Source organism: Saccharopolyspora montiporae, from assembly GCF_015209505.1.
Taxonomy (GTDB): Bacteria; Actinomycetota; Actinomycetes; order Mycobacteriales; family Pseudonocardiaceae; genus Saccharopolyspora; species Saccharopolyspora montiporae.
This window is the reverse complement of record NZ_JADEYC010000002.1, coordinates 131,176-143,538: the sequence shown is the minus strand read 5'-3', so window position 1 is coordinate 143,538 and position 12,363 is coordinate 131,176. Positions and strand designations below refer to the sequence as shown.

9 protein-coding genes are annotated in these 12,363 nt (G+C 68.7%); 6 read left to right on the top strand and 3 right to left on the bottom strand.

What is annotated here, in order from left to right:
• Nucleotides 1-25: 25 nt before the first annotated feature.
• From miaA to hflX, 3 genes are all read left to right on the top strand, one after another.
• Nucleotides 26-955: a tRNA (adenosine(37)-N6)-dimethylallyltransferase MiaA gene (gene miaA / locus IQ251_RS01420; RefSeq protein ID WP_193926545.1), complete on the top strand. Its 930-nt coding sequence runs from the start codon at nucleotides 26-28 to the stop codon at nucleotides 953-955.
• A gap of 9 nt (nucleotides 956-964) precedes the next feature.
• Nucleotides 965-1,807: a diaminopimelate epimerase gene (gene dapF, locus IQ251_RS01415; RefSeq protein WP_193926544.1), complete on the top strand. Its 843-nt coding sequence runs from the start codon at nucleotides 965-967 to the stop codon at nucleotides 1,805-1,807.
• A gap of 82 nt (nucleotides 1,808-1,889) precedes the next feature.
• On the top strand, nucleotides 1,890-3,350 hold the full coding sequence (gene hflX / locus IQ251_RS01410) for a GTPase HflX (protein ID WP_193926543.1): 1,461 nt from the start codon (nucleotides 1,890-1,892) through the stop codon (nucleotides 3,348-3,350).
• Between the two features lie 221 nt (nucleotides 3,351-3,571).
• Here the strand turns inward: hflX and lexA are convergent, their stop codons facing one another.
• Complete coding sequence (gene lexA, locus IQ251_RS01405; protein ID WP_193926542.1) at nucleotides 3,572-4,294, bottom strand: transcriptional repressor LexA; 723 nt, start codon at nucleotides 4,292-4,294, stop codon at nucleotides 3,572-3,574.
• 235 nt (nucleotides 4,295-4,529) lie between these two features.
• Between lexA and IQ251_RS01400 the strand changes: the two genes are divergently transcribed.
• From IQ251_RS01400 to IQ251_RS01390, 3 genes are all read left to right on the top strand, one after another.
• Nucleotides 4,530-4,883 (top strand): hypothetical protein, encoded by a 354-nt coding sequence (locus IQ251_RS01400; protein ID WP_193926541.1) that lies wholly within the window; start codon nucleotides 4,530-4,532, stop codon nucleotides 4,881-4,883.
• 328 nt (nucleotides 4,884-5,211) lie between these two features.
• A complete protein-coding gene (gene nrdR / locus IQ251_RS01395) occupies nucleotides 5,212-5,685 on the top strand; it encodes a transcriptional regulator NrdR (RefSeq protein ID WP_193926540.1) in 474 nt (157 codons plus the stop codon).
• A 159-nt stretch (nucleotides 5,686-5,844) separates the two neighbouring features.
• Entirely contained in the window at nucleotides 5,845-8,667 is a 2,823-nt protein-coding gene (locus IQ251_RS01390) for a vitamin B12-dependent ribonucleotide reductase (protein WP_193926539.1), read from the top strand.
• Between the two features lie 429 nt (nucleotides 8,668-9,096).
• Here the strand turns inward: IQ251_RS01390 and IQ251_RS01385 are convergent, their stop codons facing one another.
• Together IQ251_RS01385 and IQ251_RS01380 are read right to left on the bottom strand one after the other, a co-directional pair.
• Nucleotides 9,097-10,425 (bottom strand): flavin monoamine oxidase family protein, encoded by a 1,329-nt coding sequence (locus IQ251_RS01385; RefSeq protein WP_370591133.1) that lies wholly within the window; start codon nucleotides 10,423-10,425, stop codon nucleotides 9,097-9,099.
• Between the two features lie 493 nt (nucleotides 10,426-10,918).
• The gene (locus IQ251_RS01380; protein ID WP_193926537.1) at nucleotides 10,919-12,277 is read right to left on the bottom strand and encodes a flavin monoamine oxidase family protein; all 1,359 of its coding nucleotides are present in this window, start codon (nucleotides 12,275-12,277) and stop codon (nucleotides 10,919-10,921) included.
• Nucleotides 12,278-12,363 lie beyond the last annotated feature (86 nt).

Here is a 12,363-nt window from a genome sequence, read left to right as displayed (position 1 = left end):
CCGGAGCTGCTCCTAAGGTCGGGGTGTGCGCAGCCTCGGACGTCTGATCGCGGTGGTCGGGCCCACCGCGACCGGGAAATCGGACCTCGCCCTGGACCTGGCGGCGCGCTTCGACGGCGAGGTGGTCAACGCCGACGCCATGCAGCTGTACCGCGGGATGGACATCGGTACCGCCAAGCTCCCGCCCGAGCAGCGGCACGGTGTCCCGCACCACCTGCTCGACGTGCTGGAGGTGACCGAGACCGCGTCCGTGGCCGCTTACCAGCGCGATGCCCGGCGCGCCGTCGAGGACGTGCTGGCCCGCGGGCGCACACCGCTGCTCGTGGGCGGTTCCGGGCTCTACGTGCAGGCGGTGCTCGACGAGCTGCGCTTCCCGGGCACCGACCCCGCGCTGCGCGCGGACTTCGAGCGGCGGCTGGCCGAGGTCGGCCCCGCGGAACTGCACCGGCAGCTGGCAGATCGGGATCCCGCCGCAGCAGCGAAGATCCTGCCCAGCAACGGACGGCGGATCGTGCGGGCCCTGGAGGTCATCGAGATGACCGGGGAACCGTTCTCGGCGAACCTGCCCGAGCCCGGCCCGGCTCGCTACGACGCGGTGCAGATCGGTGTGGACCGCCCGGTCACCCAGCTCGACCACCGCGTGGACCAGCGCGTGACCCGGATGTTCGACGAGGGCCTGGTCGACGAGGTGCGCAGGCTGGAGCGCGCCGGCCTGCGGGAAGGCCGGACCGCCGCCCGCGCGCTCGGTTACCAGCAGGTGCTCGCCGCCCGGGACGGGTCCGGGGACATGGCTGCCGCGGCCGCCGAGACGGCCAAAGCGACCAGGCGGTTCGTGCGCAGGCAGCGCTCGTGGTTCCGCCGCGACGAGCGCATCGTGTGGTTCGACGCCGACCGACCTGACCTCGCCGAGGAGGTCGCCGGGACACTGCAGGTCGGCCGGGTCGCCGGATCGTAGACTGGTGGCGTGCGATCCACCGACGGGCCCGAGTTCGCGAAGGGCCACGGCACCGAGAACGACTTCGTCGTGCTGCCCGATCCGGACGGTCGGCTGAAGCTCACCGAGCACCGGGTGCGGGCGCTGTGCGATCGGCAGCGCGGGCTCGGGGCCGACGGGGTGCTGCGCGTCGTGCGCGCCGGTGCCGTCCCGGACGCACCGGCCGGGATCCCCGCGGACACCTGGTTCATGGACTACTTCAACGCCGACGGCTCGGTCGCCGAGATGTGCGGCAACGGGGTCCGCGTCTTCGCGCGTTACCTGCTCGATGCCGGGTGGGCCGAGCCGGGAGAACTGCAGGTCGGTACCCGGGCCGGCATCCGCCCGGTGATCGCGCACCGCGACGGCGGGGTGACCGTGGATATGGGTCCGGCCTCGGTGTTCGGCCGCAGCAGCACCAGCTGCTCCGGGCGGGCCTTCGAAGGTCTGGCCGTTGACGTGGGCAATCCGCACCTCGCCTGCGTGATCAACGCCGACCTCGCCGGGCTCGACCTGACCTCGGCCCCGTCGTACGACACCGCGCTGTTCCCCGACGGGGTGAACGTGGAGTTCGTGCGCCCGGTCGGCGCGGATCGCGCCGACATGCGCGTGTTCGAACGGGGCGTCGGGGAGACGCGCTCCTGCGGCACCGGGACCGTCGCGGCTGCGGTGGCCGCGTTGCGCAGCGCCGGGCAGGACACGGGTGAGCAGGTCGTGCGGGTGCCCGGCGGCACGGTGCGGGTGCAGGTCCGCGCGGACACCACCACGCTGACCGGTCCGGCTGAGCTGGTCGCGCGCGGGCGCCTGGATGCCGACTGGTGGGAGCAGCGCTGAGCGGTTCCGCCCCGGTGATCCACGCGGCCGGAAGGATCTTCAGGTGAAAACCGGTGGCGGACCGTGGAACAATGGAACCGATATGGCGAAATCTCTGACCTTCTCCGCCGACTACGATCCGGAACTGGACGCAGTCGACGAGGACATCGTTTCCGCAGGTCCCTCCACCGGTGAGATGGAGCGTGCCGAGCGCGCTTCACTGCGCAGGGTGGCGGGGCTGTCCACCGAGCTGGCCGACATCACCGAGGTCGAGTACCGGCAGCTCCGCATGGAGCTCGTCGTGCTCGTCGGGGTGTGGACCGATGGGGATGCCGAGCAGGCCGAGGCGTCGTTGGCCGAGCTCGGTCGGCTCGCCGAGACCGCCGGTTCGCAGGTCCTGGAAGGTGTCATCCAGCGCCGGGAGCGCCCCGACCCGGCCACCTATGTCGGTTCGGGCAAGGTGCGCGAGCTGCGCGACGTGGTGTCGGCGACGGGTGCCGACACGGTGATCTGCGACGGGGAACTGTCTCCCGGCCAGCTCCGCCAGCTGGAGGAGCGGCTCAAGGTCAAGGTCGTCGACCGCACCGCGCTCATCCTGGACATCTTCGCCCAGCACGCCCGGTCCCGGGAGGGCAAAGCCCAGGTGGAGCTGGCCCAGCTGCAGTACTTCCTGCCGCGCTTGCGCGGTTGGGGTGAGGCGATGTCCCGGCAGGCGGGTGGTCGTGCCGGCGCCAACGGCGGGGTCGGAACCCGCGGTCCCGGTGAGACGAAGCTGGAGATCGACCGGCGCAGCGTGCACAAGCGGATCAGCAAGCTGCGCAAGGAACTGGCGGCCATGCGCACCGTGCGCAGCACCAAGCGCGATCGCCGGGCCGCGAACCGGGTGCCGAGCGTGGCGATCGCCGGCTACACCAACGCGGGCAAGTCGAGCCTGCTCAACGCGCTGACCGAGGCCGGAGTACTGGTGGAGGACGCCTTGTTCGCCACCCTGGATCCGACGACGCGCAAGGCGGTCACGCCCGACGGCCGCGGGTACACGTTGACCGACACCGTCGGTTTCGTGCGGCACCTGCCGCACCAGCTGGTGGAGGCGTTCCGCTCCACGCTCGAAGAGGTGGGCGGTGCCGATCTGCTGGTGCACGTGGTGGACGGGTCGGATGCTGCTCCGCAAGAGCAGGTGACGGCCGTTCGTGAGGTGATCGGCGAGATCGGTGAGCAGCACGGGGACTCGATGCCACCCGAGCTGCTGGTCGTGAACAAGATCGACGACATCGATGCCACGAGGCTTGCCGAGCTGCGTCATCTGCTGCCCGAGGCGCAGTTCGTTTCCGCGCGCAGTGGGGCGGGCATCGCCGAACTCCGCGAAGCGGTGGCCCAGTACTTGCCGCAGCCTGATGTGCTCGTCGACGCGCTGGTGCCGTACACCCGAGGCGAGCTCATGTCCCGGGTGCACGCAGAAGGTGAACTGCTCGAACAGGAGCACACGCCGGAGGGAACGCGGGTGCGTGCCAAGGTCCGGTCGGATCTCGCCGGTGTGCTCAGCGAGTTCGCCACGGCGGGCTGACCTCGGGACGCGGCGGCCTTCCCGGAACAGGCCCCGGTCCGGCCCGGCCTTTCCGGCGGTTTTCAGGACCGGCGGTCTTCGGGTAGGGCGGCTTGTGGCCGGGCCCGGGGGCCTTGGATCGCCCTGGGCTTCTACGTGGCGCGCTGGACCGAGCCAGGTGCACTGCGCGGGTGCACCTGGTGTCGTCCCCGTCGATAGGTCCGGATCAGACGGGGTCCGGGTCAGAGGCGCCGCAGCACGGCGACGACCTTGCCGAGGACCTCGGCGTTGTCCCCCAGGATGGGTTCGTAAGCGCTGTTGTGCGGCATGAGCCAAAGGTGCTCGTCGGTGCGCTTGAACGTCTTGACGGTGGCTTCACCGTCGATCATGGCGGCCACCACGTCACCGTTCTCGGCGTCAGGCTGTTGGCGGACGGCTACCCAGTCACCATCGGTGATGGCGAGATCGGTCATCGAATCTCCGACCACGCGCAGTAGGAAGAGCGTCCCGTCGCCGACGATCTCCTTGGGCAGCGGGAAGACGTCCTCGATCGCCTCCTCCGCCAGGATCGGGCCGCCCGCGGCGATCCGGCCGACCAGCGGTACGTAGGCCGGGCGCTGCTGCCCGGGGACATCGGGCCCGTCCTGATCGGCCCCGTCGACGAGCACGCCGACCGTGCGCGGCCGGTGCGGGTCCCGGCGCAGGTATCCCTTCCGCTCCAGCACCCGGAGCTGGTACGCGACGGAGGACGTGGAGGTGAGCCCCACCGCGTCTCCGATCTCCCGAACGCTCGGCGGATACCCGTGCTCGCGCATCCACTCCCGGATCGCACCGAGCACCCGGAGTTGCCGTTCGCTGAGCTGCTCGGTCCCGCCGGTCTGCTCGGGCAGCGAATGCACATCGGCTGCAGAACTGCTGACGTCGTGAAGCTGGCCCTCGATCGAGCCGGTCGCATGAGTCGCCACCGCTGCCTCCTGTCCGTTCGAGCCGTGGTTCGCGGGCGCTTGTCGGCCCGCTTTCCACAGTAGACGGGACAAAGACCGAGATCAAACACCTGTTCGAGTTAATTTTTGCCCCGGGGTATCGCCAAGGGGTGCACTCTTGGTACACAATCGCACGCAGGTTCGATCGAACATCTTTTCGATCGTCGGTTCGCGTCGACCGGCCGCGGCCGGTCGGATGTCTGCTGCGGGAGTGCTCATGGCCATGCTGATCGAAGTCGAGCGCGAGGAGCGAATCGCGGAGGGTGGCCACCGGACCCGCCCGCGGGCGCGCTCGGCTGCTGCGGGCGACGTGCGCGCCCGGCTCCTCGCGGAAGGCTGTACTGCTCCGCGCCGGGAAGACGGGCCCGCTGCCGCCGGGCGCGGGTCGGCGCGGCGGGATGACGAGTGGCTGTGGCTGCTGGCCGCGGGGCTGACGGCGTTCGTCGTCGTCCTGCTGCTCGGCCTGTTCGGGGCGCAGGCTCCGTCCGCGGGAGGGGGCGGCGGGGGTGAGGTGCTTTCCGGGGAGACTCGACAGGACCTGTCCGCGCCTGTGGATCCGCTACCCCGGTGAGTCCCGGTTCGGGTGCTCGCCGTTGCCGACCGCCCGGGTCGCGCCTGGGTGCCGCTCCGCGTCGGAGGGGGCGCGGTCCGGACTGCGGGCACATCGCACCGCCCGTTTCGCTCGCCCTGGACGCCACTCGTCCGGGGTTTCGGCAGGTCGAGCGTCGGGGTGTCGAGTTTGCGTCGGCCTAGGTCGAAGATTAGAGTCGACCACAACATCTAGTAGTTACGTTCATGTATTTACTCCACACGTTGGGCCTGTTCCGGCACGACGTGGTTCCGGAGCGTGCATGGGCGCAGCTGGTGGGGCTCGGGGTTCGGAGAGGGGGTGAGTGTCGGTGCGTTGCCCGTTCTGCCGCGGAGAGGACTCGCGGGTGGTCGATTCCCGCGAAGTCGAGGAGGGCCAAGCCATCCGGCGCAGGCGCTCGTGTTCGGGATGCGGTCGGCGGTTCACGACCATCGAGGAGTTGGTGCTGTCGGTGGTCAAGCGCTCCGGCGTCACCGAGCCGTTCAGCCGGGAGAAGGTGGTGCGCGGGGTCCGGCGCGCCTGCCAGGGGCGTCCGGTCGAGGACGACGACCTGCAGCAGCTGGCGCACCAGGTCGAGGAGGCCGTGCGCTCCACGGGGACCGCCGAACTACCCAGCCACGAGGTCGGTTTGGCGATCCTGGGCCCGCTGCGCGAGCTCGACGAGGTCGCCTATCTACGATTCGCGAGTGTCTACCAGGCGTTCTCTTCGGTCGAGGACTTCGAGAAGGGCATCGCGGACCTGCGGGCCGCGCGCAGCGGCGACGCGGCCGGTGCGGGGGAGTAGCAGCAGGAAACGGGGTAGCCGCGAGGCGGGATCCCGCAGCGTGAGTGCGACGGGGCGGGAGCAGGTGCCGCGCCCGCGGCGGTGAGTAGGACCGAACCGGACGGGGAGCCCGGACGGGGTAGTGCACTACGAGTGGACGACAAGGAAGAGGGTCAGGTCATGACAGAGACCGTCGGCAGCCCGGCCGGCGCAGCGGGGGAGCCGGAGGCCGGTGCTCGCGCCGAGGGCATCCGGGTGCAGCGAGTCTTCACCACCCAGGGGGTGCACCCCTATGACGAGGTGAACTGGGAGCACCGCGATGTGGTGATGACCAACTGGCGGGACGGCACGGTCAACTTCGAGCAACGTGGAGTCGAGTTCCCCGACTTCTGGTCGCTGAACGCGGTCAACATCGTCACCAGCAAGTACTTTCGCGGTGCGGTCGGCAGCCAGGAGCGGGAGAGCAGCCTGCGCGAGCTCATCGACCGGGTCGTGAAGACCTACGCGCTGTCCGGGCTCGAACACGGGTACTTCGCCACCGAGAACGACGCGGAGATCTTCGAACACGAGTTGACCTGGATGCTGCTGCACCAGGTGTTCAGCTTCAACTCGCCGGTGTGGTTCAACGTCGGAACTAGTTCCAAGCAGCAGGTTTCGGCCTGCTTCATCTTGTCGGTCGACGACACGATGGAGTCCATCCTGGACTGGTACAAGGAAGAGGGCCTGATCTTCAAGGGCGGGTCGGGTGCCGGCTTGAACCTGTCGCGGATCCGGTCGTCCCGGGAGTTGCTGTCCTCCGGTGGCACCGCTTCCGGCCCGGTGTCGTTCATGCGCGGCGCCGACGCTTCGGCGGGCACCATCAAGTCGGGCGGGGCGACGCGGCGTGCGGCCAAGATGGTCGTGCTCGACGTGGACCACCCCGACATCGAGGAGTTCGTCGAGACGAAGTCCCGCGAGGAGCACAAGATCCGCGCGCTGCGCGACGCCGGGTTCGACATGGACCTCGGCGGACTCGACTCCTCCTCGGTGCAGTACCAGAACGCGAACAACTCGGTCCGGGTTTCCGACGAGTTCATGCGCGCGGTGGAGGGCAAGGGGCAGTTCGGCCTGCGCTCCCGGACCTCCGGCGAGGTCGTGGACACGGTCCCGGCCACGGGCGTGTTCCACAAGATGGCCAAGGCCGCCTGGGAGTGCGCCGATCCCGGTATCCAGTACGACGACACGATCAACGACTGGCACACCGCGCCGGAGACCGGCCGGATCACCGCATCCAACCCGTGCTCGGAGTACATGCACCTGGACAACTCCAGCTGCAACCTCGCCTCGTTGAACCTGATGAAGTTCCTGCGCGACGACCTGACCTTCGACGCGCAGCTGTTCGAGAAGGCCGTCGAGTTCATCATCACCGCGATGGACATCTCGATCTGCTTCGCGGACTTCCCGACCGAGGCGATCGGGGACACCACGCGCAAGTTCCGCCAGCTCGGGATCGGGTACGCGAACCTGGGCGCGCTGCTCATGGCCACCGGGCACGCCTACGACTCGGACGGAGGTCGGGCGCTGGCGGGCGCGGTCACCTCGCTGATGACCGGGACCGCCTACAAGCGTTCGGCCGAGCTGGCCGCGGTGGTCGGGCCCTACGACGGCTACTCGCGCAACGCCGAGGCCCACCAGCGGGTCATGCGCAAGCACGCGGCGGCCAACGACCTGGTGCGCACCTACCACCACAACGACGTCGCCGTGCACCGCCTGGCGACCAAGGTGTGGCAGGAGGGCCTGGAGATCGGTGCTCGCAACGGCTGGCGCAACGCCCAGGCCTCCGTGCTGGCGCCGACCGGCACGATCGGGCTGATGATGGACTGCGACACCACGGGTGTCGAGCCTGACCTGGCGCTGGTCAAGTTCAAGAAGCTGGTCGGCGGCGGGTCCATGCAGATCGTGAACCAGACGGTCTCCCGCGCGTTGCGGTCGCTGGGCTACCAGGACGAGCAGATCGAGGCGATCGTCGAGTACATCGGGGAGCACGGGCACGTCATCGACGCGCCGGGTCTGCGCCCCGAGCACTACGAGGTCTTCGACTGCGCGATGGGTGAGCGCTCGATCGCCGCGATGGGGCACGTGCGGATGATGGCCGCGGTCCAGCCGTTCATCTCCGGTGCGATCTCCAAGACGGTGAACATGCCGGAGCACGCGACCATCGAGGACGTCGAGCAGCTCTACTTCGAGGGCTGGAAGCTCGGCCTCAAGGCGCTGGCGATCTACCGGGACAACTGCAAGGTCGGCCAGCCCCTGTCGGTGGGCTCGGGTGAGTCCGGCGAGTCTGACAAGGCGGTCGAGAAGCAGATCGAGTACCGCCCGGTGCGCAAGCGGCTCCCGAAGAAGCGGCCGAGCCAGACGGTCTCGTTCACTGTCGGAGGTGCGGAAGGTTATCTGCACGCCGGTTCGTACCCCGATGCCGGCCTCGGCGAGATCTTCGTGAAGCTCGGTAAGCAGGGGTCGACGCTGGCCGGGGTCATGGACGCCTTCTCCATGTCCATCTCCGTTGGTCTGCAGTACGGGATCCCGCTGGAGTTCTACGTCTCGAAGTTCCAGAACCTGCGCTTCGAGCCGGCGGGCATGACCGATGATCCGGACATCCGGATGGCCAGCAGTGTGCTCGACTACCTGTTCCGCAGGCTGGCGCTCGACTACCTGCCGTACGAGAAGCGGGCGCAACTGGGCATCTTCACCGTCAACGAGCGGGAAGTGCAGGTCAACGGCGAGCCGATCGAATCCGGGAACGACGAGGTCGATCTCGACACGTTGCGCTCCACGGTGGACTACCCGCAGTCCGACGCGGAGCAGGACGACGACCGCCGGGCGGGCAGCTCGACCGAGTTGCTGGAGCTGCAGCTGGGCAAGGCCGCGGACGCCCCGCTGTGCATGACCTGCGGTACGAAGATGCGCCCGTCGGGCTCCTGCTACCTCTGCGAGGGGTGCGGGTCCACTTCGGGCTGCAGCTGATAAGGAGCGGAATTGCAGCAGATGCAACATTGCGCCTTGTTGTTACAGGCAGGGTAGGTGCAGCTTAAAAGGGGAGTCGGCCCTCGGGTCGACTCCCCTTTTGGGTGGTTGATCTGCGGTGTCGTGTGTCGGCTAAGGCTGACGCAACGATGGGGAGTGTCGATCTAACGGTTCTGTCCAAGGTTCCGTGATGAACTGGCCGGTCGGGATCAGTGCATGAGGAGGATTCTCTTGCGCAGCAAGGGGAAGCTCGCTCATCAACCACGAAACGAGCCGGCGCGGCGAGGGAGTGGCACGGTCAGGATCTGCTCGGCCTGGTTGTTGTAGCGCACAGGGTCATCGCCACGCGGGCGAACTCGCGGTTGGCCAGTTCGTAGCGGAACCCGTCTTCGAAGTTGGTGAACTTCACGTTCCTGCCTCCGTGTTCTGTCAGACCGAGTCGAGGACTTCGCGAGCTGCTCGGACGCCTGATTGCAGGGCACCTTCGAAGTAGCCGATGTGCTCGGTGGCGGTCTCGGTGCCGGCCCAGTGGATCCGTCCGACCGGCTCACGGATGGTGTCGCCGTACCCGGTCACGACGCCGGGCGGCATGTGGGCGCCGTAGCCACCCTCGGCCCACTCGTCCCGGGTCCAGTCGTAGTCGACGTACTCGATCGGAGACGCGGCGTCCGCGCCGAAGTAGTAGACGAGGTCCTCGATGACGGCTTCGCGACGTTCGTCGACGCTCAGTTCGCTGTACTGGACCGCGTGCTCGCCCTCGATGAGGCCGACGAGCACGCCGACGCTCTCGTTCTGGAGCGTCTGGTCGAAGACGAGACCCAGTGCACGGTCGGTGCTCATGGCCGCGCCGCTCAAACCGCGGTGGCGCCAGAAGGGAGTCGGGTAGGCGACGTGCATCTTGATCACCGACCCCATCGGCATGCGCTGTTGCAGTCCGGCCCGCCGTACCGGCAGGGCAGGGGTGAAGGTGATGCGGTTGGCGACAGAAGGAGGCGTCGTGACGATCACACGCCGGCCCGAGTACGAGGCATCGGGTGTGCTGACCCGCACGCCGTCGTCGTCCTGTTCGACAGTGATGACGGGTGACGCCAGGCGAACCGCATCACCGAGCTCGTCCGCCATGGCCTCGACGACCGACCACGCTCCGCCGGCGACCTTGTCCTGCTGGGAACCGCCCTCGACGCCGAGCATCTTCCCGATGCCGCCGCCTTGTCGCAGGCATTCGAGGAAGTAGAGGTAGGAGACCTGTCGCGGGTCGGCGCACAGGATCGAGTTCGCGATCAGCCGGACGATCTTCTTGGCCGTGCCGGTTCGCACGTCGTGGTCGATCCAGTTGCCCACGGATTCCGCATCCCACTCCGGGGCCTTCTCGGCCTCCCACGGCGTGCCTGCCGGGAGCGTGTTCAGTTTGCGTGCCAGCAAGCGCTCGCCGATTCCGAGTTCGAGCATGGACAACAGCGGAAGCTTGGGGTGATCGGGGTCGACGGAGTTCAGCGTTCCGTCGACGTCCAGGACCGTCAGGCCCTCGGTGTGCTGGGGGTACAGCTCAATGCCCAAATCCTGCGCCTGGCCGCGGAACAGCTCGTGGTCGGCACCGATCCACTGGCCCCCGTGGTCGATCGGCTGCCTCTGGATGACGCCTGCCAGGGACCGGCCACCCACCCGGTCACGTGCTTCGAGCACGACCACGTTCTTGCCCGCGGCCCTGAGTTCGAGAGCCGCCTTGAGTCCTGCGAAGCCCGCGCCGACGATGATCACGTCGAAATCTGCACTCATGTGTGAACTCCTCCAGAGGTTCTTCCTGTCAGCCGCGCAGGGCGGAGGCGAAGATCGCGGGCAGTTTCGGCCAGCGCGGGCGGGTGGCGAACGCGGTGAGCCGGCGACCGGTGACCGCGGCGGGCGTGGTGAGAGGGTGAGTTGTCCGGTGACACGGAGCGAGGGAAGGGCCGGAACGGCCCGTGCACGACGGTCCGTTCGGTGCGGTCCAGCACGACGATGTTGGCGCCCAGGGTTCCGGCGAGCCGTTCGTTGGCGAATTCGACGGCGTGGTCGAGGAGCGACGTCGCCGTCGGCGGGAAGCCCGGTGAGGAGCACCCGTTCGCCGATGCGCTGGGCGCCCGGATGATCGGTGATCGCCGCCTCGCAGCGGTCGTCGCTGCCGGGGTAGTAGGCGGGCCGTGGGGCTGCTCGTGCGTAGGTCGTGCGCAGCGCAGTCAGGAACTGTTCCTTCTGCGGCCAGTCCCGGCTGATGTCACGCCTCACCGGTCAAAGGAGCCAGCGCCTCGGCCGCGGCCCGGTGCCCGGAGCGGACCGCACCGTCCATGTAGCCGTTCCAGACGCCGGAGGTCTCCGCACCCGCCCAGTGGATGCGCCCGACCGGTTCGGCGAGCGCGGCTCCGTACTGGGTCCACACACCCGCGCCCAGCCGGCCCCCGTAGCAGCCGCGGGTGTACTCCTCTTCCATCCAGTTCTGCTCCGCGTAGTCGATCGGATTCGCCGCCTCGGGCCCGAACAGCTTCACCAGCGTCGCCACCGCAGCCGCGCGGCGTTGCTCGGGCGACCAGCGTGCGGCCGTGCGGGCGTGGGTGCCCTCGAAGAACCCGACGAGGACACCGCAGGAGCCGTCCGGCGGTGAGTTGTCCAGCGTGGGATTCAGCTCGTCGTCCAAGCTGAAGGCGAACCCGTTGAGTCCGGCCTCGCGCCAGAACGGGGTCGGGTAGGCGATCTGCACCTTGATCACGCAGCCCATCGGGATCTGCTGGGTCAGGCCGTCGCGGGAGGCCGGGAGCGCTGGTTCGTAGTGCAGCCGACCTGCCAGCGTGGGGGGAATGGCCACGATCACCCGCTGGGCGCTGACTTTCCCGCCGTCGTGGTCCACTTCGACGTCGGCCGGGCACTGGGCGATCTTGCGGACGGGAGCCCCGAGGATGACGCTCTCGCCCAGCTGGGCGGCCATCCGCTCGGCGATCTGGTGGGCGCCGCCCACGACGCGCAGTTCCTGCGCTCCGCCGGTGGTGGAAACGAGAACGTCGAGCAGGCCCGCGGACTTGACGTAGAACAGGAAGTGCAGCAGCGACAACTCGGCCGGTTCGGCGGAGAACACGGCGGGCACGACCGCGGCCCAGAACGCGAGGGCTTCGGCGTGGTCGCTGTTGGCGCGCAGCCACTCGTCCAGGGTCCTGCGGTCCAGCTCAGCGGCCTGCGGTGACTCCCACGGCGAGGACAGCGACACCGTGTCGGCAAGCGCTTCGAGTTCAGCCTGCAGCCGGCCCACCTCGACCGCCGCCTGTTCGGACAGGCCGAAGGTGCCGTCGGAGTAGGTGGTGCGCTCGCCGTTGTGGAGGGTGACGGCCGATCCGGAGTCGTAGGTCGGGAACGTCTCCAGACCCAGCTCGACGACGAGCTTCAGCACCTCGGTCTGTGTGCGGCCGATCCATTGACCGCCCATCTCGACCGGAACCCCGGTGGACATTCGTTGACCGAGGGTGCGTCCCGCCACCCGGTCGCGCGCTTCCAACACGGCGACCGTGCGGCCGGCGCCGGTCAGCGTGCGAGCGGCGGTCAGTCCCGCGAGGCCGGCTCCGATCACCACAACATCGACAGTGCGCATGCCACCACTCCTCGCATTGTCGGTCGGTTGACCGACTTTAACGTAAGTCAGGTGGCGGCAGGGCACAAGGGTCGATGTGCCAGACT

What these genes read in the sequence shown, in the direction of transcription:
- IQ251_RS01390 (WP_193926539.1), top strand. Translation starts at nt 5,845, where the DNA reads ATGACAGAGACCGTCGGCAGCCCGGCCGGCGCAGCGGGGGAGCCGGAG.
- hflX (WP_193926543.1), top strand. Translation starts at nt 1,890, where the DNA reads ATGGCGAAATCTCTGACCTTCTCCGCCGACTACGATCCGGAACTGGAC.
- IQ251_RS01380 (WP_193926537.1), bottom strand. Translation starts at nt 12,277, where the DNA reads ATGCGCACTGTCGATGTTGTGGTGATCGGAGCCGGCCTCGCGGGACTG.
- IQ251_RS01400 (WP_193926541.1), top strand. Translation starts at nt 4,530, where the DNA reads ATGGCCATGCTGATCGAAGTCGAGCGCGAGGAGCGAATCGCGGAGGGT.